We start from the raw sequence: 25812 nt of genomic DNA, 5'->3' as shown, positions 1-25812 counted from the left end.
CACGCGCTCTTCTGCTGTCCTGCTCGGGCCCGACCCGGAGCCGGTCTGCCTGGCAGTCTCACCGTTTCACTACGAACGACCACTGCCTCTCGCACACGGTGCGTGCGAGACTGACGTGCGTGAACGAGCTTCCCGAGACCGCCGGTACCCGCCTCGACCCGTGGTTCGGTTCGTACGCAGCGCGAGCGCACGGCATGCGCGCCTCGGAGATCCGAGCGCTCTTCTCGGTGGCGAACCGCCCCGAGGTCGTGTCGCTGGCGGGCGGGATGCCGTACCTCGAGGGCCTACCGCTCGATGTCATCGCCGACACGATGCAGCGGCTCATCGTCACCAAGGGCACCACGGCCCTGCAGTACGGCTCAGGGCAGGGCGAGGAGTCGCTGCGGGAGCACATCACGCAGGTCGTCGCGCTGGAGGGCGTGTCCGCCCACCCCGACGACGTCGTGGTGACCACCGGGTCGCAGTCCGCACTGGACCTCGTGACCCGCATCTTCGTGGACCCGGGCGACGTCGTCATCGCCGAGGCGCCCTCGTACGTCGGTGCGCTGGGCGTCTTCCGCTCCTACCAGGCCGACGTCGTCCAGGTGCCGCTCGATGCCGACGGCCTGGTCCCCGCGGAGCTCGACGCGACGCTCACCCGCCTCGCCGCCGCGGGCCGGCGCGTGAAGTTCCTGTACACCGTTCCGACCTTCCAGAACCCCGCCGGCGTCTCGCTGTCCACCGAACGGCGTCCGCAGATCCTGGAGATCTGCCGCCGGCACGGCGTGCTCGTGGTCGAGGACAACCCGTACGGGCTGCTCGGCTTCGACACCGAGCCGATGCCCGCGCTCCGCTCCTACGACACCGACGGCGTGCTGTACCTCGGATCCTTCTCCAAGACGTTCGCTCCCGGCTACCGCGTCGGCTTCGTCATCGCGCCGCACGCGGTGCGGGACAAGCTCGTCCTCGCCAGCGAGTCCGCGGTCCTGTCGCCCTCGAACGCGTCCCAGCTCGCGGTGGCGACATACCTGGAGACCTGCGACTGGAAGGCGCAGATCAAGGCCTACCGCGAGACGTACCGCGAACGGCGCGACGCGCTCGTGGGCGCGCTCGGCGAGCACCTGCCAGGCGCGTCGTGGAACGTACCGCAGGGCGGCTTCTTCGTCTGGGTTCGGCTCCCCGAGGGCCTCGACGCGAGGGCGATGCTGCCGCGGGCCGTCACCGCCCGCGTCGCGTACGTGCCCGGTACCGCCTTCTACTACGACGGCAGCGGCTCCGACCACATGCGCCTCTCGTTCTGCTTCCCCACTCCGGAGCGCATCCGCGAGGGAGTACGCCGGCTGGCCGGGGTCGTGCACGGCGAGTCCGAGCTGGTGCAGCTCTTCGGCACCGCAGGACAGCCCGACCCCGACACGGACGACGTCGAGGGCCCCGCACCCGACCTGGCCTGACGCACCGCGCCGGCGAGCGGCCGGTCACGCCCCTGACCTGCGCGTCTGACACGATGGCAGCTGTCTGTTCCAGTTCGTCCCGACCGAGTGAGTCCTCGATGACCAGTCCCGCATCCGTCCCGGCCGAGCCGGCCACCCCTGGCTTGCCCAGTATCTCCTCCAGGTCCGACGGCGCCCGGAGCGTTCCGCTCGTGGTCGTCCTGGCCGGCGGACTCTCGCACGAACGCGACGTCTCCCTGCGCTCCGGGCGTCGTGTCGCCGAGGCGCTCCGCACCACCGGCCTGGAGGTCCTGCTGCACGACGTCGACGCAGACCTCCTGCCCTTCCTGGAGAAGACCCGGCCGGACGTCGTCTGGCCGCTGCTGCACGGAGCGTCCGGTGAGGACGGCTCGGTCCGCGACGTGCTCGACATGGTCGGCCTTCCCTACGTGGGTACGGGTCCGCGGGCGAGCCGCGTGGTGTGGAACAAGCCGATCGCCAAGTCCGCGCTGCTCGGCGCCGGGATCGCCACCCCCGACTACGTGACGCTCCCCCAGAGCCTGTTCCGCGATCTCGGGGCACAGCCGGTGCTCGACACGATCCTTCGGCGCATCGGACTGCCGCTTGTCGTGAAGCCGACCGAGGGCGGTTCCGCGCTGGGCGTCACCGTCGTGACCCGCGCCGAGGATCTGCCGCGCGCCATGGTGGAGTGCTTCGCCTACGGTGAGACGGCGCTCATCGAGCGCGCGGTCGAGGGGATCGAGCTCGCGGTCAGTGTCATTGAGGGCGCGGACGGCCCGGAGGCCCTCCCCTCGGTCGAGATCGTGGCCGACGGCGGGTACGACTACGCCGCGCGCTACGTGGCCGGCGAGACGGAGTTCTTCGCACCGGCGCGACTGACCGCGGACCAGGCAGCCCTCGTGTCGGACGTCGCGGTGCGCGCGCACCGCGCGCTCCACCTGCGGCACCTCTCCCGCACCGACCTGATCCTCGACCCGGACGGCACCGCCCATGTGCTCGAGGTCAACGTCGCACCGGGCATGACCGAGATGTCGCTGCTGCCGCAGGCGGTCGCGGCCAGCGGGCACGATCTGGCGACGCTCTACCGTGCGGTCATCGACCGAGCGCTGACCGCGGTCCGCTAGTTCGGCGTCGTCGGTTTCACGTGAAACGGCTCAGGGCCGGCAACCCTTACGGGTGCCGGCCCTGAGCCGTGTGCCTGTCCGCGTGTGTCCGTCAGTCCTCGGACGGCGGACGGAGGAGTCCGCGCTCCTCGGGAGCCATGACATTGAGGATGCGGTTCAGGTCCTCGACCGAGGCGAACTCGACGGTCATGCGGCCCTTGTTCTTGCCGAGGGCCACCTTGACGCGCGTCTCGAACCGGTCGGAGAGCCGGGTCGCCAGCTCGTCCACGGCCTCGAAGCGCGTGCCGGCCCGCGGGGCCTTCCGAGCCTTGGAGCCGGTGCCGTCCGACTCCGTGAGCATCACGATCTCCTCGGTCGCGCGGACCGAGAGCCCCTCCGACACAATGCGCTGCGCGAGCCGCTCGATCTCGGCGCCATCGCTCAGCCCGAGCAGGGCCCGTGCGTGGCCGGCCGAGAGCACGCCGGCCGCCACCCGGCGCTGGACAAGCGGGGGGAGGCGCAGCAGGCGCAGGGTGTTCGAGATCTGCGGACGGCTGCGCGCGATTCGGTTCGCCAGCTCCTCATGGGTGCAGTCGAAGTCGTCGAGCAGCTGCCGGTAGGCAGCTGCCTCCTCGAGCGGGTTCAGGTTCGACCGGTGCAAGTTCTCGAGTAGCGCATCCCGAAGCATGTCCCCGTCGTCCGTGTCGCGGACGATCGCCGGGATGGTCTCCAGCTCAGCGGCCTGCGTCGCACGCCAGCGCCGCTCACCCATGATGAGCTCGTACTCGCCCGGGTGCTCTTTGTCCGGCCGGACGACGATCGGCTGGAGCACGCCGATCTCCTTGATCGACTCGACCAGCTCGTCGAGGTCGCCCTCGTCGAAGACCGTGCGCGGCTGCCACGTGTTCGGCCGGATCGCGGTGACAGGCAGTTCGGCGAAGCGAGCGCCCGGCACGGGGACGAGGTCTGGCGTTTCACGTGAAACAACTTCGGCCGCGCTCTCCTCCCGGCTGAAGAAGGCATCGTCCAGCGCGGAGGCGCCGTTGCCGTCCGCACTCTCGTTGGCCACCGACAGTCGGCCACTGGCGATCGCGGAGTCCCACTTCACCGTGCTCGGACGCGGTCCGGTGTTCTTGGAGACCTTCTTCTCGGTGGCCTGCTCGGGTGCGGACTCCGTGATGGTCCCGACCGAGACGCTGCTGACGGGCACCTCGTCCGCCGAAGCAAGCTCGTGCGACGGACGCTCCTCGACAACGGTCGCGACCGAGCCCGCCAAGGCGCCATCCACGCCGTCGGACTCCCCTCCGCCGGAAGCCTGCTCGTCGGGTTCCGGACCCGTCGGGATCAGGGCGCCCAGGCCCCGCCCGAGCCCGCGTCGCTTCGCACTCATCGTGTCTCCTCGTCGGTTCCGGTCCGACGCCGAGCGCGGACGGGCTTCGTCTCCATCATCACCGGGTGCAGCGCACCCCGTTCATCACTGCCGAGCATCAGTCCTGCGCTCCGACCGTTTCTGCCTTCATGCGGCGAGGACTCGACCCACCCTGCCCGCGCTCGGCGAGCTCCCGGGCGGACTGGAGATACGCGAGTGCGCCAGTGGACGTCGGATCGTAGGTCATCACGGTCTGGCCGTAGCTCGGCGCCTCGGAGATGCGGACCGAGCGTGGGATCGTCGTCTTGAACGTCTCCGCCGGAAAGTGCGACCGCACCTCGCCTGCGACCTGCTGTGCCAGGTTGGTCCGGCCGTCGTACATGGTCAGCAGGATCGACGAGACACGCAGCTCCGGGTTGAGGTGGGATCGAATGAGGTCGATCGTCTTGAGCAGCTGACTCAGCCCCTCGAGCGCGTAGTACTCGCACTGCACCGGGATGAAGACCTCACGACCCGCGACGAACGCGTTCACCGTCAGGAGGCCCAGGCTGGGCGGGCAGTCGATGAGCACGTAGTCGATGCGCTCCTCACCTGCGGCGACGCGATCGTCCAGGTACTTGTCGAGCGCCTTGCGGAGCCGCGTTTCACGTGAAACGAGCGAGATCAGCTCGATCTCGGAACCCGACAGATCAATCGTCGCGGGCACGCCCCAGAGATTGGGGATGTCCGGGCACTGCTGCACGGTGTTCGCCAGGGGCTCGCCCTCGACCAGGATCTCGTAGACGGACGGCGTACCCGCGCGGTGCTCGATACCGAGCGCCGTCGAGGCGTTGCCCTGCGGATCGTTGTCGATCACGAGCACGTTCAGGCCGGACTGCGCCAGCCCAGCGGCGATGTTCACCGTGGTCGTCGTCTTGCCGACGCCGCCCTTCTGGTTCGCCACCGTGATGATGCGGGTCTTCGGCGGACGCGGGAAGCGCCTGCCCTGTAGTTCTATACGTCGGCGAGCGTCCATTGCGAGCTCGGCGGCGACAGGAGTCGTATCGTCAACGGCCGGGACGGTTGCGATGAGGGCCGATCGCCGCTCGTCATCGCCACCGTGCGGGCCGCCCGTGGGCTGCTGAGTGCCATTGGGCGTCTGCGCGGACCCGGACGTTTCACGTGAAACACCAGGAGCGGAGAGGCTCTGCACAGGAATCGGATCCGTCACGCGGACACTGTAATCGCTGCCCCCGACATCTGGCTCGGACTCAGGCGCGGTTTCTCCGTCGAAATGTGTGAATTCGGAGTCCACGAACTCCACCGCCTCGTCGTCCTGCACCATCGTGCTGGAACCGATCACCGCCGGTGCGGCTTTCACGGCCGCGTCGAGCGCCTCGCTCGCCCGCTTGATCGCATCCTCCGGGATCCGCTGGTTGGGCAACTCCTCCATGAGGTCCGGGTCGACGGCGACGCCGTTCGTCGTCTCCGCGGTCGCCTCCCGTTCGCCAACTGCCGGCTCCAGGACTGCTTCCATCATCGTGTCGTTCTCCAGGACCTCTGCCACGTGGGTGCTCTCGTCGTCTTCCGTCGGCACCGCCTGGGTGACCGACTGGATCAGCTGGTTGAGTACGGCAACGTTCTTTCCCTCAGGGTCTGGTCGGTCCTGGCCCCAGATCTCGTGTCGCGGAAGACCGCTCACGATCTCCGCAGCCGGCGGTGCCATGTCGACCGACGAGGGAACTGCTTCTTGACCTCCGGGTTCAGTGCCAGTGAGGGCCGCGGGGAGCTCCGCACGCGCGGCGTCCCGGAGGTCCTCCGTCGCCGGGTCCCCCGCCAACGGCTCCACTTGCTCAGGAGGTTCAGGTGACAGCGCTTCTCCGAGCCCTGCGCCGGGCAATGCGGGCTCGACCGTTGGAGCATCCGCGTCCTGTTCCGCCAGGCTGCGCGGCTGGGCCTCCTGAGCGGTGGCCGGCCCGGAGTGGGCGACAGTCGACTCGAGTCCGGCCGGCTCGGCGGACGGCTCGGCGGACGGCGCGCCAGACGCTTCAGCCGGGGAGACACTGGTTGGCTCGGCGTCAGGCTCCTCCACCGGTCCAGTTCCGGGACTGGCCGTCTCGGCCTCGCTCCCCCGTTCGGAACCGGCAACCGACGCCCCAGCCCCAACGGCACTCGACACGGGAGTGTGCGGTGTTGGTACGCCCCGCTCGGAGCCGACCGCACCGGCATCACCGGTGCCGCCACCCCCCGCTCCGTTGTCATCCGCAACCGGGTTGGCGTCGCGCCTAGGCGCAAGACGCGCAGACGCGGACGACTCGGACGTATTTTCCGTCACTGCGCGCGCCGCTACAGCCGCAGCCGCCGCCGCTCGCTTGGACTTTCGTCTGAAGAAGCACACCCGTGTAACGCTACGGTCGCGCCCTTGTTCAAGCGTGCCGAAACGCCGTCACGCGAGGGATCAGATGTCGCCTGACGAGCATTCCTCGCCGAGCGCACGCTGCCCTCCCGGATCGGACGGTACGGCCCAGTCTGTTTCACGTGAAACGCACGCCCCGCGTCAGCGTGACATCTCGCCGGCCCGCATCGCACGGGACGCCCCCGAGCCAGTGCGATCGGCTCATGGGACCGCTCAAACTCCTGCTTCTCCCGCTCGCGCTGACCTCTCGGCCTGCCCGGAGCGGTGTGATCGAGAGGCCAGACATCGCATGCTGTTTCACGTGAAACGATGCCCTGACCGATGCTCAAGAGGCACCGCGAGCTGCCCTCCTGCGCCTACCTTGTTCTGCCTTCCCTTCCCGACCTGCGATCGGCAACTCTGGGATCGCCCGCCATCCCCCGGCGGCGCCACGCGACATGTGAATCTCGGCTGCCCGGTGCCGTGATCAGATTCCGCCACAGCGCCCCGCGCACTACTCGCTATGGCAGAAGTGGTATGCCCCATCGGGTCAGCGCTCCACATATCCTCGAAGCGCCCAGGTACGTCTGACTCCACGCAGGGAGGCGTCTTGTCCAGACTCGGCACCCGAGCCACTGCCCTCATCACCGCGTTCACAGCAGCACTCGTGCTCGGCTTCGCAGCCCCGGCCAGCGCGGCCACCTTCCTCACCCACGCACAAGCGACCAGTCAGCTGAGCGCTGCCGGCATCAGCTGGACGTCGAGCGGCGGGTGCAGCGATCGCAACGTCGCCACGTGCACCTCGTTCGAACAGGTACGGCAGACCACCATCGACGGGATCAAGACGCTGCGCTCCGCCAGCGGCTGTGCCATCACGATCACTGGCGGCACCGAGACCGGCCACTCGAGCGGCACCTACAGTCACTGGAACGGCTACAAGCTCGACATCCGGCCGACCACCTGCATCGACAACTACATCACCAGCAACTTCACGTATGTCGGGTACGTCTCCGGCTGGGGCTACCAGTACCGCTCCGGCGCCGGCAATCTGTACACCGACGAGGGCAACCACTGGGACATCCTCTACTACAACTGCGGCGGCTGCTAAGGCCTCAGGCAGCCACGCTCCACCCGGCACAACGCAGGACCAGCAGGTGCCACCACACAGAACGGGAGCGGTCGCCCCACCGGCGACCGCTCCCGTTCCACGTGAAACATCGCTACTTGCTGCGCCGCACCCGAAGAATCGTCGTCGCCTCGACGCCCTCGACCGTGGCCCCCTCAAGGATCTCCGGCTCGACGGCCGAGAACTTGCGCAGCACCTTGCGGGCAGGCTCGATCTCCTGCACCACGTTGCGCCCCTTGAGGATCACCAGCTCGCCGCCCATGCGCACCAAAGGCATGCTCATCCGGACCAGCTTCGACAGTGCGGCGACCGCCCGCGATGTGACCGCGTCGACCTCGAAGGCGTCGTGATACTCCTCGGCTCGCCCCCGCTTCACCTGGACGTTGGTGAGTCCTAGCTCGGCGACCACCTCGGCGAGCCAGGTCGTCCGCCGCTCCATCGGCTCCACCAGGATGACGTCGAGCTCAGGCCGCATCACCGCGATCACGATGCCGGGCAGACCAGCCCCGGACCCGATGTCCGCGACCGACCCGGTCGTCGGCAGGTACGGAACCACGGCGGCGGAGTTCAGGATGTGCCGCTCCCAGATGCGCGATACCTCGCGAGGCCCGATCAGCCCACGCAGCTCACCCTGGTCGCGGAGCAGCTCCGCGTAGCGAGCCACGCCGTCATACGCATCACCGAAGTACGCCTTGACCGTGTCGCTCGCACCAAGCGTCTCGCCGTCGAACACCTCATCGGCCGCGCCGGTCTCCCCTGCCACGTCGGAACCTTCCACGTCCCCGTCCTCCACTCGCTGTCGAAAGTAGCCAAACACACCGAGGGCCGGTGCACGTCCTGGGACGTGCACCGGCCCTCGGCCGAAGCCATCTGCTCAGTCGGTAACCACAGCCGACGTCTCGGCTGGCTGAACCACGACGTACCGCTCCGGCTCGACGCCACGCGAGTCGCTGACCAGGCCGGCAGCGGCGACGGCGTCGTGCACGACCTTGCGCTCGAAGGCGTTCAGCGGCTCGAGCTCGACCTCTTCGCCTGAGGCCTGCACCTGCTCGACGGCCTTCTCAGCGATGCGGGTGAGCTCCACCCGGCGAGCTGCCCGGTAACCCCCGATGTCGAGCATCAGCCGGCTCCGGTCCCCTGTCCGCGTCTGCACGGCCAGCCGGGTGAGCTCCTGCATCGCGTCGAGCACCTCGCCCTCGCGGCCGATCAGGTGGGACAGCGACGAGGGGTCGTCCGCGACCACCTCGACCGCAGCGCGGTCGTGCTTGATGTCGAGGTCGATGTCGCCGTCGAGGTCGGCGATGTCGAGGAACTCCTCGAGGTAGTCGGCCGCGATCTCGCCCTCCTCCTCGAGGCGCTTGGTGCGGTCCTCCGGATCGGCGACCGTGGCCGCGGGGTCGGGGGCGGCCGTACCTGTGCTCGCGTTCATCGAGTCTCCTCCTACTTCTTCTGCTTGCGCTTGCCCGACGACGACGAGGTCGCCCCCGGCGCGGTACCGGACTGCTTCGGCTTCGATCCCGGCTGCGTGCTGGACTGCTTGGCCGAGCCGGCCTGCTTCGGCGTGCCGGACTGCTTCGACTTGGCGACCTGCTGCTTCTCGGCCGGCGCATCGGTCGTCGTGTCGGCCGCGTCCTGCGGTGCCGCCTGAGCGATCGCCGGTCGCGTCGCTTCGGGCCGAGCCGCGCCCTTCTGCCGGTTCTTGCGCTTCGGCTGAACTCGCTGACCGCTCTTCGGCTCCTCGACCACCGGGACCTCGTCCTCGATGACCGTGCCGTTACGGGCTGCCTTGCGTGCGGCCTTCGCCGCCTGCCGCTCCTTCATCTGCTTCTCGGCGATGGAACCAGGCGTCGGCATCCGCTTGATCGTGTAGTACTGCTGGCCCATGGACCACAGGTTGGTGACGGTCCAGTAGATCAGCACACCGACCGGGAAGTTCACGCCGGAGATCGCGAAGACGATCGGCAGCATGTAGAGCATCAGCTTCTGCGTCTGCGCCATCGGACCCTCGAGGGCCGACGGCGGCATGTTCTTCATCGTGAGCTGGCGCTGCGTGGTGAAGGTCGTGACGCTCATCGCGACGATCAGGACGATCACCACGATGCGCGAGGTCATCGAGTCGGTCTGCAGGAAGACGTCGCTCAGCTGCGCGCCGAACAGCGTCGACGACTCGATGTCGCCGGCGACCTCACGGGTGATCGGGCCGATCGGGTCCTGGGCGCCGGTCGAGATCGGCTGCAGGCCGTTGAGCACCCGGAAGAGCGCGAAGAAGATCGGTGACTGCAGCAGGATCGGCATGCACGAGGCGAACGGGTTGGTGCCGTGCTTGCGGTACAGCTCCATGGTCTCGCGCGTCATGTTCTCGCGGGACGCCGGGTCCGTCTTGCCCTTGTACTTCTTCTGCACGGCCTGCAGCTCGGGCTGGATCATCTGCATCCCGCGCGAGGCCTTGATCTGCTTGAAGAACAGCGGGATGAGCAGCACGCGAATGACGATCACGAGGGCCACGATCGAGAGCACCCACGCGGTGCCGGGGCCGCTGGACATCCCCAGGGTCGTGAACAGCCAGTGTGACCCGTACATGATCCAGGCCACGACCCACTCGATGGGGTAGAGGAAGGCGAAGAAGTCCATCGGTCAAGAAGCTCCAGTGTTGGTGACGCGAAGTCTGCGGGAGGTGCGAGGGGGTCGTGTACGGCGGCACGGACCGGGGCAGGTCAGCCCTCGGCGTGAGTGTGCGTGCCGCGCGCCGGCGGCACGTCGTCGACGCCGCCGAGACTCCACGGGTTGCACCGCAGCAGGCGCCACAGCGCGAGACCGAGCCCACGCAGCGCACCATGGCGGCGGAGCGCGATCACGGTGTACTGCGAGCAGGACGGGTAGTACTTGCAGCTCGGAGGGCTCATCGGGCTGATGAACGCCTGGTAGAACCGGACCATCCCCACGAGGAGCGTCACCGGGAGCCGGCCGATGAGCGATGGCTCGCGCACCGGCGCCTCACCCTCGGGTACGGGGACGGTGGTCATCTCTTTCCGCCTCCGGAAGCGCGCGCGACGGCACGGCGCAAGCACGAGTCGAGGTCACGATCGAGGTCCGCGTAGGTCGCGCCCGCCGACGGCGGAAGCGCGCGCACGACGGCCCAAGCGGAGTCGGGCAGCACTGAGAGCTGGCCGATCGCCGCGGCACGGAGCCGGCGCTTCACCAGGTTGCGCTGCACGGAGTTACCCACAGCCTTGGAAACGACAAAACCGACCTGGGGAGTTCCCGATCCCGGATCCGAGACGCTTTCGTCCGGAACGAGAAGGTGAACCACCAAGGTCGATCGACCTGCGCGCGTGCCGCGGCGCACCGTCCGCTCGAAGTCGACGGAACGGCGCAGACGGTGCGCCGCGGGCAACATGGCTCAGGCTGAGAGCTCGGCGCGACCCTTGCGCCGGCGAGCTGCCAGGATGGCGCGGCCGGCACGGGTGCGCATGCGCAGCCGGAAGCCGTGGGTCTTCGCACGACGGCGGTTGTTCGGCTGGAAGGTCCGCTTGCTCACGAGGTACTCCAAGAACGTCGGGGTAGGCACACCGTCTGTCCTCGACGATGCAGTGAATGGTGGCCGTTCAGTACTTCGATCGACCGAGCCGACCCGGGGCCTGGCCCACTGGTCCTGGCCAACGTCGGAGGACGTGGCTCGGATCGGTGTATAGGCGCGCAGAAGTACCTGGAACGGCTGTCTGACGTTACGCCGACGGGACCCCCCGGGTCAAACCAGAACCGCGGGATCATGCGTGTCGGACGCGCCACACCGCGCGTCCCGGACGCCCTTGTCCCCACCCCGTCAACGCACGCTACGTACCACTTACCCAGCCATGATCCCCGCCATCCACAACCTGTGGACAACTGTGTGGACGGTGCCCCATCATGGCAGACTCCAACACACCCCCAGCATCGCGCACCACCCCACGCACGAGACGAAGGAAAGCCAGTGGCCAACCCGGACGAGAACATCGGCGACGTCTGGGCGCAGACCCTGACAGCGCTCGAGGCCCGGCCTGACATGAGCCCCCGGCAGCTCGCCTTCATCCGTCTCGCCAAGCCGATGGCCGTGCTGGACGACATGGTCTTCATCGCCGTTCCCCACGAGCAGACGCGTACCTACCTGGAGACGGCCGTTCGCGACGACCTGGTCTCCGCGATGTCCTCGGTGCTCGGACGGGACGTCCGCTTCGGCATCACCGTCGACCCCGAGCTGAGCAGCAGCACGCTCGCCGGCCCGTCGCAGATCTCCGGCCCAGCCGCGCTCTCCCTCGAGCAGGAACCACCGGAGCCGGAGCAGGCGCAGATGCCGATCGCGCCGCAGCCCGCGCCCAAGCCCTCCGCCGAGCCCACCCGGCTGAACCCGAAGTACATCTTCGAGACGTTCGTCATCGGCTCGTCCAACCGGTTCGCGCACGCTGCCGCGGTCGCCGTGGCCGAGGCGCCGGCCAAGGCGTACAACCCGCTCTTCATCTACGGCGACTCGGGGCTGGGCAAGACCCACCTGCTGCACGCCATCGGGCACTACGTCCACAACCTGTATCCACACATCCGGGTGCGGTACGTGAACTCCGAGGAGTTCACCAACGACTTCATCAACAGCATCGGCGAGGGCAAGGCGGGCGCGTTCCAGCGCCGGTACCGCGACGTCGACGTGCTCCTCATCGACGACATCCAGTTCCTGCAGGGCAAGGAACAGACGATGGAGGAGTTCTTCCACACCTTCAACGCGCTGCACAACGCCAACAAGCAGGTCGTCATCACGTCCGACGTCCCGCCCAAGCAGCTGAACGGGTTCGAGGACCGGCTGCGCTCCCGCTTCGAGTGGGGCCTCATCACCGACGTCCAGCCCCCTGACCTCGAGACCCGCATCGCCATCATGCGCAAGAAGGCGGCCAGCGAGCACCTCGACGTGCCGGCCGAGGTCCTCTCCTACATCGGCTCGCGGATCTCCACGAACATCCGTGAGCTGGAGGGCGCGCTGATCCGCGTGACCGCCTTCGCCAACCTCAACCGGCAGCAGGTCGACCTGGCGCTGGCGGAGATAGTCCTCAAGGACCTCATCACCGACGACGACGACACGGCGGAGATCACTCCCGCCGTCGTGATCGCGCAGACCGCCGCTTACTTCGGCCTCACCATCGACGACCTGTGCGGCTCGTCACGCTCCCGCGTGCTGGTCACCGCTCGGCAGATCGCCATGTATCTGTGCCGCGAGCTCACCGATCTGTCGCTGCCCAAGATCGGCCAGCAGTTCGGCGGCCGTGATCACACCACGGTCATGCACGCGAACAAGAAGATCGCCGGCCAGATGGCGGAACGTCGCTCGACCTACAACCAGGTCACCGAGCTCACCAGCCGGATCAAGCAGCAGCAGCGCGGCTGACGAGCCCTCCTGACCGTCCCCGGCAGACGCCGAGCCGTCTCCGAGCTCTGCGCCGGACCGACGTCCCCCCGAGCCGCCCACAGGCCCGAACCCGTCTGTGAAATCCGGCATAACCCGCAGTCCCACACTTATCCCCACCCCTGTGCACAGCCCTATCGGTGCACAGGGGTGTTGCGTATACGCACCTCCACAGGTCTGTCCACACACGGATCCCCGGATTCCGGCCACTCCGATCAGGTTGTCCCCAGCACTGTGGACCGAGTCTGTGCAGAACCTGGTCTGCCGCGCTGACCAGCCCGTTCACACCTGGGGACAAGCCTGTGGACAGGTGTGGATGAAGGCCTGTTTTCTGTGGGCGACGAGACCCGAATCGGTGGACAGCCTGTGTGTAAAAACTGGCCGTCCACAGTGGTCCCTAGTTCATGCACAGTTGGACCCACAGTTCCTCCACAGGCAGAAATGGCACCTGACCTGCGGAAAGGCACGATTTCCCCAGTTTCCACAACACCGACTACTACTACGACAGTTATCTATCAGGGGGAATCCACACGCCTTCATCAGGCGGTCGAGCGCTCAGACACCACTTCGAACACTAGTACGAGTGCCGTCGAGAAGTCCATCCACAGCCCCTGTCTATCGAGTGCCGCCCGGTCCTCAACTCGCGTAGGGTTTCCCTCGACAGTCCAGGAACAAGAGGAGATGCAACGGCATGAAGTTCAGGGTCGAGCGCGACGTCCTCGCCGATGCCGTGACATGGACCGCTCGCACGCTCCCCACGCGCCCACCGGCTCCGGTCCTCGCCGGCGTCCGGATCGAGGCAGACGCACAGGGCGTGATCAACCTCGCGAGCTTCGACTACGAGACGTCCGCGCGGTCGGAGATCCCCGCCGAGGTCGCAGAGCCGGGCACGGTGCTGGTCTCCGGGCGACTGCTCGCCGAGATCTCCCGCGCGCTGCCCAACAAGCCTGTCGACGTGGCGCTCGAGGGCAGCAAGGTGATCGTCACCTGCGGCGCCAGCCGGTTCACCCTCCTCACCATGCCTGTGGACGAGTACCCCGCGCTGCCGGGTCTCCCCGAGGTCAGCGGCACGGTCTCCGGCGACGCGTTCACCCACGCCGTCGCGCAGGTGACCGTCGCCGCCAGCCGGGACGACACGCTGCCTCTGCTCACCGGTGTGCGGGTCGAGATCGAGGGCGAGCGCATCACCCTCCTGTCCACCGACCGCTACCGGCTCGCCCTGCGTGAGCTGACGTGGACCCCGGCCACCCCGGGCTTCTCCGCCGTCGCGCTGGTGCGGGCGCGCACGCTCAACGACGTCGCCAAGTCGCTCGGCTCGGGCGGCGGTCTCGTCAACGTCGGTCTGTCCACAGGACAGGGCCTCGACCTCGTGGGTTTCGAGGCCGGCGGCCGGCAGACCACGTCCCAGCTGGTCGACGGCGACTACCCGGCCGTCCGCCGGCTGTTCCCGGACAGCACCCCCATCCACGCCGTCGTCGCCACCGCGCCGCTGATCGAGGCCGCCAAGCGCGTGAGCCTCGTCGCGGAGCGCAACACGCCGATCCGCCTCTCGTTCAGCGAGGGACAGGTCGTGCTGGACGCCGGTCAGGGTGACGACGCACAGGCTTCCGAGGCCCTGGAGGCCGTGCTCGTCGGCGAGGACATCGCCGTCGCGTTCAACCCGCAGTTCCTGCTCGACGGGCTGGGCGCACTGGGCACGGACTTCGTCCGGCTGTCCTTCACGCACCCGAACAAGCCGGTGGAGTTCACGGGCCAGGGCAGCCTGGACGGCCAGGACGACTCCGCTTACCGGTACCTGCTGGTGCCGATCCGCTTCACCGGCTGACGGTCCGCTGCTCCGCCCGTCGGGGCCGGAGCGGTCCAGTGCATCCACAGCACCGTCAGCAAGCACCAAGGCGGCCGCCACGAGCGACCCCGTCGAACGACCCTGGAGGATTTCACGCACATGGTTACCCACATCGGCCTGGTCGGCCTGGGGAAGATGGGCAACAACATGCGGGCCCGCCTTCGCAAGGGCGGCATCGAGGTCACCGGGTTCGACCCGCGCCCCGAGGTGTCCGACGTCGAGACGCTCGCCGACCTCGCCGCCGCGCTCCCCGAGGAGAAGCGCGTCGTCTGGGTGATGGTGCCGGCCGGCGAGCCCACGCGCGGGGTCCTCGACCAGCTCGGGCAGATCCTGTCCGAGGGCGACATCGTGATCGAGGGCGGTAACTCCCACTACGTCGAGGACCAGGAGCGAGCCGCGGAGCTCGCCAAGAACGGGATCGGCTACCTCGACGTCGGCGTGAGCGGCGGTGTCTGGGGCCTCGAGAACGGCTACGGCCTGATGGTCGGCGGCGCTGCCGCGGACGTGGAGAGCGTCATGCCGGTCTTCGACGCGCTGCGTCCCGAGGGGCCCCGCGAGGAGGGCTTCGTCCATGCGGGCGGGGTCGGGGCAGGCCACTACGCCAAGATGGTCCACAACGGCATCGAGTACGGCCTCATGCAGGCCTACGCCGAGGGCTACGAGCTCCTGGCTGCCAAGTCCGACCTGATCACCGACGTGCACGGCACGGTCCGTGCCTGGAGCCGCGGCACGGTCGTCCGTTCCTGGCTGCTCGACCTCATGGTCAAGGCGCTGGAGGAGGACCCGAAGCTCGCGCTGCTGGACGACTGGGTCGACGACTCGGGTGAGGGCCGTTGGACCGTGGACGAGGGCATCGACCTGGCCGTTCCGCTCCCCGTGATCTCTGCCGCACTGTTCGCGCGGTTCGCCTCCCGCCAGGAGCAGTCGCCGGCGATGAAGGCCGTGGCCGCGCTCCGCCAGCAGTTCGGCGGGCACGCGGTCAAGTCGGCGGAGTAGCGTCCGGGACGTACGATCTCCTACCGATGTACGTCTCCCACCTCTCCCTGCTGGACTTCCGGTCGTACGCGTCGGCCGACGTGGAGCTCGAGCCCGGGGTCAACGCCTTCGTAGGGCGCAACGGCCGGGGCAAGACCAACCTCGTCGAGGCCATCGGGTACGTCGCGACCCTGGGTTCGCACCGCGTCGCCACGGACGCACCGCTGGTGCGTTCGGGTGCGGAGCGCGCCGTCGTGCGGACCCGGATCGTGCGGGGCGACCGGGCAAGCACGGTCGAGCTGGAGATCACCCAGGGCAAGGCGAACCGCGCCCGGATCAATCGCGGCCAGCCGGTCCGGGCGCGAGACGTGCTGGGCGTCCTGCGGACGGTCCTGTTCGCCCCCGAGGATCTCGCCCTGGTGAAGGGTGACCCGGACGGCCGCAGGCGGTTCATGGACCAGTTGCTGGTCCTGATGATGCCGCGGATGTCCGCGGTGCTCTCGGACTACGAACGGGTGCTGCGGCAGCGCTCGGCACTGCTGAAGTCGGCCCGGTCGGCGAGGCGGTCGGGTGGGTCGTCCCGCTCCGAGAGCTCGGCGGCCGCCGAGCTCGCGACGCTCGACGTCTGGGACGCCCGGCTCGCCGAGCTCGGGGCGGAGATCCTGTCGCTGCGGGTCCAGCTGGTGCACGCGCTCCGTCCTGCGGTCGCCGCGGCGTACGAGCAGGTGAGCGACGCCGACGGCGATGCGGAGATCGTGTACCGGTCGTCCCTCCCGGCGCTGTCGGAGGACAATCCACCGGACTTGTCCACAGGCTCTGGGGATAACTTTTCGGACGTCGCGCGCCTCCGTGACCTCCTGCTGGAGGCCCTGGCCGCCGCCCGGCCGCAGGAGCTCGAACGGGGCGTGAGCCTGGTCGGGCCGCACCGGGACGACCTTGTCCTGACGCTCGGCGGGCTGCCTGCCAAGGGGTACGCGAGCCATGGCGAATCGTGGTCGTTCGCGCTCGCGCTACGGTTGGCGTCGTTCCGTCTACTCGGCGGAGATCCGCAGAATTCGGCGGATTCACCCGCATTCTGGGACCCGGATCTCGGTACCGATGCCGACCCGGTGCTCATACTTGACGACGTGTTCGCAGAGCTCGACGTCCGGCGCCGGCAGCGTCTCGCGGACCTGGTGCTCCCGGCCCGCCAGGTGCTCGTGACCGCCGCCGTGCCCGAGGACATCCCGGCGGCGCTCGACGGCGTACGGTTTCACGTGGAACCCGGGACGGTGACCCGTGACTGATGAATCTCCACAGGGGCCTGTGGATAACTCCGAGCCCGCGCTGACCCCGCCGTCGGAGGTCGCGCGCGCGGCCCTGAACCGCGCCAAGGCGGCGGCCCGTGCCCGTGGGCTGCGGCCCGGATCGCCCTCACGACGCTCTCCCCTGGCCGAGCCCCGGTCGAGCGGTTCGGGCCCCGGAGCGCGGGATCCACAGCTTCTCGGGGCTGTAGTCGGCCGGCTGCTACGGGAGAAGGGCTGGACCGAGGAGGTGTCGGTCGGCGGTGTCGTGGGCCGCTGGCGCGAGGTCGTGGGCTCGGAGATCGCCGACCACTGCACGCCCGAGACGTTCGAGGACAAGGTCCTCGTGGTGCGCGCGGACTCCACCGCCTGGGCGACCCAGCTACGGCTGCTGGTGCCGAACCTGATCCGCCGCATGGCCGAGGAGATCGGTGAGGGCGTCGTCGAGGAGGTCACGGTTCTCGGCCCCGCGGGTCCTGGCTTCCGGCGCGGTCCGCGCTCGGTGCGTGGACCGGGTCCCCGCGATACCTGGGGCTGACGCCGGCCGGATATCCACAGGCGCACGCTCACGCGTCCACAGACGCACGAAGGGCTCCCCGGCCGAAGCCGGGGAGCCCTTCTCTGCTCAGCTGCGCCGTGGCGTCAGCCAGGAGCGATCAGCTCACGCGTTGTGCTGCATGCGCTTGCGGGCCCAGACCAGGGCGACGCCACCGATGGCCAGCAGCGCGGCGAACGCGATGGCGCCACCGACGGTCGCACCGGTCGCGGCGAGCTCCTCGGGCTCCTCAGCCGCGGGGCTGGGCGATGCGGACGGCTCGTCCACGGGCGGCACGGAGGCCGCCTCGCTCGGCTCGACCGAAGGCTCGGACGGCGTCGGCGTCGGCTCGCACTCCTCCTCGAAGACGATGGCCTCGGTCGGCAGCAGGGCCGAACCGTCCTCCTGCGGGATGTAGGCACCGAGCTCCTCGGGGAAGATGAACTCCTCCGAGTTGAGGGTGGCGACGATGCCGGCCTCGGTCTTGGTGTAGGTGATCGCCTCGGTGCTCTCGGGGAGCACGATGTCGTCCAGGCTGGCGGCGCAGCCGGAAACGGCCTCCGGCACCACGGGGTTGACGACCTCGGCGGGCGGCGGCGTCTGGCAGACACCGATGGAGCCCGACTGCGACCAGTCGTACTGCGTGCCGTCCTTGCCGTCGTAGGCGTCGACGGTGACGGTCCACTCGTGCGCCTTGTCGAGGCCGAGGTTTTCCTCGTAGCGCTTCTGGAAACCACCGTTGAACTCGGTGTCCTCGACGGTCTGGCCGTCAATGACGACCGTGACCTTGGCGCCCTGGTAGTACTTGAGATCAACGTTCACGAAACCGCAGTCCGAGGAGACGCTCGGCGTGTGTGCGGATGCGGGTGCGGCCGAGGCGATCATGCCGCCGAAAGCCAGGACGGCGAGGGTTCCGCCGGCAAGAAGCTTCTTCACTCTGTAAGCCCTTCGAAGTGAGAGTGCGCGAGCGCGCGCATGTGACCGGTCGGTGCCATTAGAGCAGAAAAAGACAAATCAACGAAATGTCTCCTTCTGCGTACAAATTTTCTGACCTTCGTCAGGCAGTGACGTTGCGATTCAGTGGGCATCTGCATGCCTGGTGCCGTCGCGACATGCCCGTGACGCGTGCTCCGTGGAACGGCGGACGACGTCGTCCGGGCGTCGCGATCGCGGGCGGCCCCCGACGGTGATCAACGCCTGGGCCGCGAACCCGATCAACCACCGCGACGGCGGTCCGGGGGGCTGATCCGAACCCCTCCAGGGCCCCGGAAATCACCCTGTGGAGAAAGGTTGTGGAGGAGTGGCTACAAACACCCCAGGATCCCGGGTTTTCGCCGCTCAGAAGGTAGTATGAGGGGGTCAACCGCGCCGGGTTCCCAGGAACGTCCTGAGGACCCGGAACGCTGAGCACCGACGAGTCGTCGGACCGTGCATAGCACCCGAGCAGGCCGGGGCCCTACCGGGCCTGAGCCACTCGTGCCGTCGCTGGTACGTCCGTCGTCGTGCACATCGTGTGCCTGAAAGACGAGGAGCAACCCCGCCCGTGACAGAGCGAATCGACGGCGGCTACGACGCCGGGAACATCACAGTCCTGGAAGGTCTCGAGGCCGTTCGTAAGCGACCGGGCATGTATATCGGATCAACCGGTGAGCGTGGGCTCCACCACCTTGTGTACGAGATTGTGGATAACGCTGTGGACGAGGCTCTCGCGGGCCACGCCACCGAGATCGACGTACGCCTTCTGGCCGACGGCGGGGTGCGAGTCACCGACGACGGCCGCGGTATCCCGGTCGCCATGCACCCGACCGAGGGCAAGCCCACGCTTGAGGTCGTGATGACGATCCTGCATGCCGGCGGAAAGTTCGGCGGTGGCGGTTATGCCGTCTCCGGCGGCCTGCACGGCGTCGGCATGTCCGTGGTGAACGCCCTGAGTACCCGGTTCGTGTCCGAGGTGCGCCGCGACGGCTTCCACTGGCGCCAGGAGTACACCGACGGCGGTAACCCGATCACCGGCGTCGAGAAGCTTGAGCCGCTCGGTGCCGACGAGCACACCGGGACCACGCAGACCTTCTGGGCCGACGGCAGCATCTTCGAGACCACCGAGTACGACTTCGAGACCCTCCGGGCGCGGTTCCAGCAGTACGCGTTCCTGAACAAGGGCCTGAAGATCACGCTGACCGACGAGCGCGCGGGTCACTCCGCTGCGACCGACGAGGTCACGGGCGCGGAGCCCGAGGCGGCCGCCGACGGCGTCGAGCAGGTCGCCGACGGGCAGGGCGGCGCCGACGGGACCACCCCGGACGCGCAGGGTGCCGACGCCTGGCGCACCGTGACGTACAAGTACGACGACGGTCTGATGGACTACGTGCACCACCTGAACTCGGCGAAGCGCGTGGAGCTCATCCATCCCGACGTGATCTGGTTCGAGAGCGAGGACACCGAGCGCAAGATCTCCGTCGAGGTCGCACTCCAGTGGACCAGCGCCTACAGCGAGTCGGTGCACACCTTCGCCAACACGATCTCCACCACCGAGGGTGGCACGCACGAGGAGGGCTTCCGTGCGGCGATGACCACGCTGGTCAACAGCTACGCGCGGGACAAGGGGATCATCAAGGAGAAGGACGAGAACCTCACCGGTGACGACATCCGGGAGGGGCTGACCGCCGTCATCTCCGTCAAGCTCGGCGAGCCGCAGTTCGAGGGCCAGACCAAGACGAAGCTCGGCAACACGGAGGCCAAGACCTTCGTGCAGCGCGTCGTGCGCGAGCAGCTCGTCGACTGGTTCGACGCCCACCCGAACGAGGCGCGCGACGTCATCCGCAAGGCGATCCAGGCTTCCCAGGCCCGCATCGCGGCGCGCAAGGCGCGCGAGGCGACCCGGCGCAAGGGAATCCTGAGCAGCGGCGGCATGCCTGGCAAGCTGCGGGACTGCCAGTCGAACCACCCGGAAGAGTGCGAGATCTACGTCGTCGAGGGTGACTCGGCAGGTGGTTCGGCGGTCCGCGGTCGCAACCCGCGCACCCAGGCGATCCTCCCTCTGCGCGGCAAGATCCTGAACGTCGAGCGGGCACGGCTGGACAAGGCGCTCTCGAACGCCGAGGTCCAGGCGCTCATCACGGCGTTTGGCACCGGCATCGGCGAGGACTTCGACATCGCGAAGCTGAGGTACCACAAGATCGTGCTCATGGCGGACGCCGACGTCGACGGTCAGCACATCGCCACCCTGCTGCTCACACTGCTGTTCCGTTACATGCGTCCGCTCATCGAGCACGGCCACGTGTACCTCGCGCAGCCGCCGCTGTACCGGATCAAGTGGAGCAACGCACCGCACGACTACGTCTACTCGGACCGGGAGCGCGACGCGTTCCTCGAGGCCGGCGCCGCCCAGGGCAAGCGGATCCCGAAGGACAACGGCATCCAGCGCTACAAGGGCCTGGGCGAGATGGACTACTCCGAGCTCTGGGACACCACGATGGACCCGGACCACCGGACGCTGCTGCAGGTGACCATGGACGACGCGGCCGCGGCCGACGAGATCTTCTCCGTACTGATGGGCGAGGACGTCGAGTCCCGCCGCACCTTCATCCAGCGCAACGCCAAGGACGTGCGGTTCCTCGACATCTGAGGAGTGAGGCGCAGCCTCGCAGGACATCGACATGTGCAGAGTCGTCCGAGGAACGAGCGCACGAGCCAGGGGCTCGTGAGCCCCGGAGCCGCCGCCCGTCCGGGCGTGCGGCCCCGGGAACGGACAGGGCGGCCCAGGAGACGAAGTGACACGCCCACCGGCGTGGAAAGGAAGTACAGACGGTGACGGACGAGACCCCCGGCGTGGAGAACGCCGACGACGGCATTCCCGCGGAGGACGCACGAGTCGCGGTGCAGCACGGCCGCGTGGAGCAGGTGGACCTGCAGCTCGAGATGCAGCGGTCGTACCTCGACTACGCGATGAGCGTGATCGTGGGCCGTGCGCTGCCCGACGTGCGTGACGGCCTCAAGCCGGTGCACCGCCGCGTCATCTACGCGATGTACGACGGCGGTTACCGGCCGGACCGCGCGTTCTCCAAGTGCTCGCGCGTCGTCGGTGACGTCATGGGTAAGTACCACCCCCACGGCGACACCGCGATCTACGACACCTTGGTCCGCCTGGTCCAGGACTGGGTGCTGCGCTACCCGCTCGTGGCCGGGCAGGGCAACTTCGGCTCGCCGGGCAACGACCCGGCCGCGGCCCCGCGGTACACCGAGTGCAAGATGGCTCCGCTCGCCCTGGAGATGGTGCGAGACATCGAGAAGGGCACCGTCGACTTCCGGCCCAACTACGACGGTCGCACGCAGGAGCCCGTCGTCCTTCCGGCGCGCATCCCGAACCTGCTGGTCAACGGCTCGGCCGGCATCGCCGTCGGCATGGCGACGAACATCCCGCCGCACAACCTGCGCGAGGTGGCCGAGGGGGTCCGGTGGCACCTGGCCCACCCCGACGCCACGCGCGAGGAGCTGCTCGAGGCGCTCCTGCAGCGCATCAAGGGCCCCGACTTCCCGACGGGCGCACAGGTTCTCGGCCACAAGGGCATCGAGGACGCGTACCGCACCGGTCGTGGCTCCATCACGATGCGCGCGGTCGTGAACGTCGAGGAGATCCAGAACCGGATCTGCCTGGTCGTCACCGAGCTGCCCTACATGGTCAACCCGGACAACCTGGCCTCGAAGATCGCGGACCTCGTCAACGACGGCCGGATCAACGGCATCGCCGACATCCGCGACGAGACGTCGGGCCGTACCGGGCAGCGCCTGGTGATCGTGCTCAAGCGCGACGCCGTCGCCAAGGTGGTGCTGAACAACCTCTACAAGCACACCCCGCTGCAGGAGAACTTCAGCGCGAACATGCTTGCGCTCGTCGACGAGGTGCCCCGCACGCTCAGCATCGACGCCTTCGTGCGGCACTGGACCACGCACCAGATCGAGGTCATCCGCCGGCGTACCGAGTACCTCCTCAAGGAGGCACAGGACCAGATCCACATCTACGACGGTTACCTCAAGGCGCTCGACGCGCTCGACGAGGTCATCGCGCTGATCCGCCGCTCCCCCGACGTCGACGAGGCGCGCACGGGCCTGATGGACCTGCTCACGATCGACGAGCAGCAGGCCAACGCGATCCTGTCGATGCAGCTGCGCCGCCTGGCCGCCCTCGAGCGCCAGAAGATCCTCGACGAGCACGCCAAGCTGCGTGCCGAGATCGAGGACTACGAGGACATCCTCGCGAAGCCGGAGCGGCAGCGGGCCATCGTGGGCGAGGAGCTCGACGAGGTCACCGAGCGCTGGGGCGACGAGCGCCGCACCACGATCCTCCCCTACGACGGCGACATGTCCATGGAGGACCTGATCCCCGAGGAGGACGTGGTCGTCACGATCACGCGCGGCGGATACGCCAAGCGGACGCGGACGGACAACTACCGCTCGCAGAAGCGCGGCGGCAAGGGTGTGCGCGGCGCGCAGCTGCGCGAGGACGACATCGTGGACCACTTCTTCACGACGACGACCCACCACTGGATGCTGTTCTTCACCAACCTCGGCCGGGTCTACCGGGCCAAGGGCTACGAGCTCCCCGAGGGTGGCCGCGACGCGAAGGGTCAGCACGTCGCCAACCTGCTGGCCTTCCAGCCCGGCGAGAAGATCGCCCAGGTGCTCGACATCCCCGACTACGAGGCCGCCGACTACCTGGTGCTGGCCACGCGACGTGGGCTCGTGAAGAAGACCCGGCTGAGCGAGTACAACTCGCCGCGTTCCGGCGGCCTCATCGCGATCAACCTGCGGGAGGACGCCGACGGCGCCGCGGACGAGCTGGTCTCGGCCCGCCTCGTGAACGCCGACGACGACCTCATCCTCGTGTCGCGCAAGGGCCAGTCGATCCGCTTCCACGCGGACGACGAGTCGATCCGTCCGCTCGGCCGCGCGACGTCTGGCGTCACCGGCATGAAGTTCCGTGAGGAGGACGAGCTGCTGTCCGCCGACGTCGTCATCGACGGCGCCGACCTGTTCGTCGTCACCGAGGGCGGGTTCGCCAAGCGCACCCGGATCTCGGAGTACCGGATCCAGGGCCGCGGTGGCCTCGGCATCAAGGTCGCCAACCTCGTCGAGGCACGCGGCGACCTCGTGGGAGCCCTCGTCACCCACGCCGACGACGAGGTGCTGGTCATCATGGAGCGCGGGAAGATCGTGCGCTCGGCTGTCGCAGAAGTTAACCTCACCGGCCGGAACACCCAGGGGGTAACCTTCGCAAAGCCGGACAAGGGGGACAGGATCATCGCCGTCGCGCGCAACGCGGAGCGTGAGGACGCGGGCGATGCGGTGGGAGCCCTGGACGAGAACTCCGACGGCGAACCCACCGAGCGGGTTACCGTGGAAGAGAATCCGACCCCCGACGAGGTTCCGAGCACCCCTGAGCAGGACAGCACCGGACGCGAGGACAGCTGATGACGAGTGACAAGAACGGGCACGTGCGCATCGCGACGCCTTCGCTCGAAGAGGACCTGGAGATCACCCGGGACCGCAAGGACGTGCCTGCGGCATCGGCCGAGGCCGAGACCTCGGACACGGAGTCGGCAGGGGCCGACTCGGAGAAGGGGTCCGCGTCGGACGGCTCGACGAGCAGCGAGGCCGCCACGGGGCAGGGCAAGGACGGCGAGAAGGCGTCCGAGCCGATCGTGGTCGCCGCGCCGGCGAAGACGGCCCCGGCCAAGGCCGAGGGCAAGCCCCCGGCACCGCCTGCTCCCGGCGATTCCACCACCGACGTCCCGACGACGGGGGGCGTCTGGCGGTCGGCCTACGAGGCCGGGAAGTCGGGCAAGGACCAGAAGTCGGCAGAGCCCACGTCGGTGTCGAACGGCGAGGACAAGGACCCGGCGGGTCTGGTATCGGCCATCGGGCGGGCCTCGGCCAAGAACGACGCCTCGACGGCGCAGGGTTCCACCCCGACCGAGCCCGACGCCAAGTCGTGGAACCGGGTGCCGGCGCCCACTGCGTCGGTGAGCACCCCGGCCCCGGCCCCGGCAGGACCGGCCGACGGCGTGAAGGCCGGCGCGATGAAGGCGGCCCAGGCCGCCCTGGACGCCGCCCGCAGCGCGGCGAAGAAGGTGTCCTCGATCATGCCTGACGACGACGGGCAGGCGGCGTCCGCCCAGAACGAGCCCAAGCCGCGGCCCGAGATGCACTACACGGCCGCAGGCGTGCGCGGCACGGCCACTCCGGTCCCCGACGGGCCGCAGGCCCAGCAGGTGCCCGCGCAGCCCGCGTCGACCCCCACGCCGGAGGTGCCGCGTCCGGCGCCGGCCGGGCCTCGCCGGGTGCGGCTCGCCCTCTCCCGGGTGGACCCGTGGTCGGTCATGAAGCTCGCGTTCCTGCTGGCCGTCGCGGTCGCGATCATGACCGTGGTCGCCACCGCCGTCTTCTGGTCGGTGCTCAACAGCCTCGGTGTGTTCACCACGGTGCAGACGTTCGTGGAGGACGCCGTCGGCCCGCAGAGCAACGTGAACCTCACGCAGTTCGTGGAGTTCCCCCGTGTCATCTCGCTCGCGACCCTGATCAGCATCTGCAACATCGTCCTGCTGACGGCGATCGCGACGATCATGGCGTTCCTGTACAACATCACGGCAGCACTGGTCGGCGGCGTGCACATGACGCTGACCGACGACTGATCCAGCAGTACCAGAGCGTTCCCGTGCGTCATCGCGCACGGCTCGGCGCACGTCACACCGCGAACCATCATTTCGGTTTGGGACATCGTCCCTACCTGGGGTAATCTCCAGTGTCGCCAAGAGCGTGCGCAACGCTCTCGGGGCTATAGCTCAGACGGTTAGAGCGCTTCCCTGATAAGGAAGAGGTCGGAGGTTCAAGTCCTCCTAGCCCCACTCCAGGACCTGCAGAGGCTCCCCAGGAGGAACTCGTGAAGAAGCTGCTCGTACTGCTGCTGGCGGCCGGAGCCGGCTACATCCTCTGGCGCAAGCTGAGCGAGGATGCCGCAGGCCGCGATCTCTGGTCCGAGGTCACCGACTCGATCGACTGAGCGGTCCTCCACCGGGGCCATGGCGCAATTGGTAGCGCACCTGCTTTGCAAGCAGGGGGTTGGGGGTTCGAGTCCCCCTGGCTCCACCCCAAATGACCGAAGCCCGGATTCGTCCGGGCTTCGGTCATTTTTTGCGTTCTCGCCACCCTCGGCTCTCATGGTCGGCGGACACCTGTCGGGGGAACCACGTACGCCCTACTCGTGGAATACCCGCAGGTTCGGGCCGTTCGCACGATTTTTCACCCTCAATCCGCTTCCGCCTACTGACAAGGCAGGACTCCTTCCATATC

General features: G+C 68.4%; 21 protein-coding genes and 2 tRNA genes. 14 read left to right on the top strand and 9 right to left on the bottom strand.

The features are described from left to right. Nucleotides 1-119: 119 nt before the first annotated feature. Both ACH47X_RS10095 and ACH47X_RS10090 read left to right on the top strand, forming a co-directional pair. Nucleotides 120-1430 carry a PLP-dependent aminotransferase family protein gene (locus ACH47X_RS10095; protein ID WP_397403796.1) on the top strand — a complete coding sequence of 437 codons (1311 nt, stop codon included), beginning with the start codon at nt 120-122 and terminating at the stop codon, nt 1428-1430. A gap of 98 nt (nt 1431-1528) precedes the next feature. Beyond that, nucleotides 1529-2554: a D-alanine--D-alanine ligase gene (locus ACH47X_RS10090; protein ID WP_397403794.1), complete on the top strand. Its 1026-nt coding sequence runs from the start codon at nt 1529-1531 to the stop codon at nt 2552-2554. 91 nt (nt 2555-2645) lie between these two features. Here ACH47X_RS10090 and ACH47X_RS10085 read toward each other — a convergent pair whose 3' ends face one another. Then, the gene (locus ACH47X_RS10085; RefSeq protein WP_397403792.1) at nt 2646-3923 is read right to left on the bottom strand and encodes a ParB/RepB/Spo0J family partition protein; all 1278 of its coding nucleotides are present in this window, start codon (nt 3921-3923) and stop codon (nt 2646-2648) included. 97 nt (nt 3924-4020) lie between these two features. Continuing rightward, a complete protein-coding gene (locus ACH47X_RS10080; protein WP_397403790.1) occupies nt 4021-5973 on the bottom strand; it encodes an AAA family ATPase in 1953 nt (650 codons plus the stop codon). Between the two features lie 913 nt (nt 5974-6886). Here ACH47X_RS10080 and ACH47X_RS10075 point away from each other — a divergent pair. After that, the gene (locus tag ACH47X_RS10075) at nt 6887-7384 is read left to right on the top strand and encodes a hypothetical protein (protein ID WP_397403788.1); all 498 of its coding nucleotides are present in this window, start codon (nt 6887-6889) and stop codon (nt 7382-7384) included. Between the two features lie 112 nt (nt 7385-7496). Here ACH47X_RS10075 and rsmG read toward each other — a convergent pair whose 3' ends face one another. The 6 genes from rsmG to rpmH form a co-directional block, all read right to left on the bottom strand. Next, complete coding sequence (gene rsmG, locus ACH47X_RS10070) at nt 7497-8165, bottom strand: 16S rRNA (guanine(527)-N(7))-methyltransferase RsmG (RefSeq protein ID WP_397403786.1); 669 nt, start codon at nt 8163-8165, stop codon at nt 7497-7499. Nucleotides 8166-8276: 111 nt separating this feature from the next. Next, nucleotides 8277-8831, bottom strand: a complete 555-nt coding sequence (locus tag ACH47X_RS10065; protein ID WP_036958754.1) for a Jag family protein — start codon at nt 8829-8831, stop codon at nt 8277-8279. A gap of 11 nt (nt 8832-8842) precedes the next feature. Then, entirely contained in the window at nt 8843-10033 is a 1191-nt protein-coding gene (gene yidC / locus ACH47X_RS10060; RefSeq protein WP_397403784.1) for a membrane protein insertase YidC, read from the bottom strand. Nucleotides 10034-10116: 83 nt separating this feature from the next. Further along, a complete protein-coding gene (gene yidD, locus ACH47X_RS10055; RefSeq protein ID WP_397403782.1) occupies nt 10117-10425 on the bottom strand; it encodes a membrane protein insertion efficiency factor YidD in 309 nt (102 codons plus the stop codon). Further along, nucleotides 10422-10799, bottom strand: a complete 378-nt coding sequence (gene rnpA, locus ACH47X_RS10050) for a ribonuclease P protein component (protein ID WP_397403780.1) — start codon at nt 10797-10799, stop codon at nt 10422-10424. The genes yidD and rnpA overlap by 4 nt, the downstream gene beginning before the upstream one ends. A 3-nt stretch (nt 10800-10802) precedes the next feature. Then, nucleotides 10803-10940: a 50S ribosomal protein L34 gene (rpmH, locus tag ACH47X_RS10045; RefSeq protein ID WP_010849920.1), complete on the bottom strand. Its 138-nt coding sequence runs from the start codon at nt 10938-10940 to the stop codon at nt 10803-10805. 432 nt (nt 10941-11372) lie between these two features. Here rpmH and dnaA point away from each other — a divergent pair, with 432 nt between their 5' ends. From dnaA to ACH47X_RS10020, 5 genes are all read left to right on the top strand, one after another. After that, nucleotides 11373-12809 (top strand): chromosomal replication initiator protein DnaA, encoded by a 1437-nt coding sequence (gene dnaA / locus ACH47X_RS10040; RefSeq protein ID WP_020017329.1) that lies wholly within the window; start codon nt 11373-11375, stop codon nt 12807-12809. Between the two features lie 709 nt (nt 12810-13518). Then, entirely contained in the window at nt 13519-14652 is a 1134-nt protein-coding gene (gene dnaN, locus ACH47X_RS10035; RefSeq protein WP_397403777.1) for a DNA polymerase III subunit beta, read from the top strand. A 120-nt stretch (nt 14653-14772) separates the two neighbouring features. Then, nucleotides 14773-15669: a phosphogluconate dehydrogenase (NAD(+)-dependent, decarboxylating) gene (gene gnd / locus ACH47X_RS10030; protein ID WP_036958750.1), complete on the top strand. Its 897-nt coding sequence runs from the start codon at nt 14773-14775 to the stop codon at nt 15667-15669. A gap of 26 nt (nt 15670-15695) precedes the next feature. Beyond that, nucleotides 15696-16934 (top strand): DNA replication/repair protein RecF, encoded by a 1239-nt coding sequence (recF, locus tag ACH47X_RS10025; RefSeq protein ID WP_397403775.1) that lies wholly within the window; start codon nt 15696-15698, stop codon nt 16932-16934. Between the two features lie 19 nt (nt 16935-16953). Beyond that, complete coding sequence (locus ACH47X_RS10020) at nt 16954-17469, top strand: DUF721 domain-containing protein (protein ID WP_020017325.1); 516 nt, start codon at nt 16954-16956, stop codon at nt 17467-17469. A 123-nt stretch (nt 17470-17592) separates the two neighbouring features. Here ACH47X_RS10020 and ACH47X_RS10015 read toward each other — a convergent pair whose 3' ends face one another. Beyond that, the gene (locus ACH47X_RS10015) at nt 17593-18402 is read right to left on the bottom strand and encodes a hypothetical protein (protein WP_397403772.1); all 810 of its coding nucleotides are present in this window, start codon (nt 18400-18402) and stop codon (nt 17593-17595) included. Between the two features lie 607 nt (nt 18403-19009). Here ACH47X_RS10015 and gyrB point away from each other — a divergent pair. The 6 genes from gyrB (at nt 19010) to ACH47X_RS09985 (ending at nt 25608) form a co-directional block, all read left to right on the top strand. Further along, nucleotides 19010-21091, top strand: a complete 2082-nt coding sequence (gene gyrB, locus ACH47X_RS10010) for a DNA topoisomerase (ATP-hydrolyzing) subunit B (protein ID WP_397403770.1) — start codon at nt 19010-19012, stop codon at nt 21089-21091. Between the two features lie 182 nt (nt 21092-21273). Then, a complete protein-coding gene (gene gyrA, locus ACH47X_RS10005) occupies nt 21274-23934 on the top strand; it encodes a DNA gyrase subunit A (protein ID WP_142031803.1) in 2661 nt (886 codons plus the stop codon). Further along, a complete protein-coding gene (locus ACH47X_RS10000; RefSeq protein ID WP_397403768.1) occupies nt 23934-25154 on the top strand; it encodes a DUF3566 domain-containing protein in 1221 nt (406 codons plus the stop codon). Before gyrA ends, ACH47X_RS10000 begins: the two co-directional genes overlap by 1 nt. Before the next feature lie 139 nt (nt 25155-25293). Next, nucleotides 25294-25367 (top strand) — tRNA-Ile (locus ACH47X_RS09995). Between the two features lie 35 nt (nt 25368-25402). Further along, a complete protein-coding gene (locus ACH47X_RS09990; protein WP_020017321.1) occupies nt 25403-25522 on the top strand; it encodes a DLW-39 family protein in 120 nt (39 codons plus the stop codon). Nucleotides 25523-25535: 13 nt separating this feature from the next. Continuing rightward, nucleotides 25536-25608 (top strand) — tRNA-Ala (locus ACH47X_RS09985). Nucleotides 25609-25812: the final 204 nt, after the last annotated feature.

This window comes from Promicromonospora kroppenstedtii (assembly GCF_044389675.1).
Classification (GTDB): Bacteria; Actinomycetota; Actinomycetes; order Actinomycetales; family Cellulomonadaceae; genus Promicromonospora; species Promicromonospora kroppenstedtii.
The sequence above is the reverse complement of the archived record's forward strand: the minus strand, read 5'-3'. Positions and strand labels throughout refer to the sequence as shown.

Bases quoted from the DNA above. Each gene is read 5' to 3' on its own strand.
- ACH47X_RS10085 (WP_397403792.1), bottom strand. From the start codon at position 3,923: ATGAGTGCGAAGCGACGCGGGCTCGGGCGGGGCCTGGGCGCCCTGATC.
- recF (WP_397403775.1), top strand. From the start codon at position 15,696: ATGTACGTCTCCCACCTCTCCCTGCTGGACTTCCGGTCGTACGCGTCG.
- ACH47X_RS10090 (WP_397403794.1), top strand. From the start codon at position 1,529: ATGACCAGTCCCGCATCCGTCCCGGCCGAGCCGGCCACCCCTGGCTTG.
- ACH47X_RS10065 (WP_036958754.1), bottom strand. From the start codon at position 8,831: ATGAACGCGAGCACAGGTACGGCCGCCCCCGACCCCGCGGCCACGGTC.
- yidD (WP_397403782.1), bottom strand. From the start codon at position 10,425: ATGACCACCGTCCCCGTACCCGAGGGTGAGGCGCCGGTGCGCGAGCCA.
- ACH47X_RS10000 (WP_397403768.1), top strand. From the start codon at position 23,934: ATGACGAGTGACAAGAACGGGCACGTGCGCATCGCGACGCCTTCGCTC.
- rnpA (WP_397403780.1), bottom strand. From the start codon at position 10,799: ATGTTGCCCGCGGCGCACCGTCTGCGCCGTTCCGTCGACTTCGAGCGG.
- yidC (WP_397403784.1), bottom strand. From the start codon at position 10,033: ATGGACTTCTTCGCCTTCCTCTACCCCATCGAGTGGGTCGTGGCCTGG.
- dnaN (WP_397403777.1), top strand. From the start codon at position 13,519: ATGAAGTTCAGGGTCGAGCGCGACGTCCTCGCCGATGCCGTGACATGG.
- gnd (WP_036958750.1), top strand. From the start codon at position 14,773: ATGGTTACCCACATCGGCCTGGTCGGCCTGGGGAAGATGGGCAACAAC.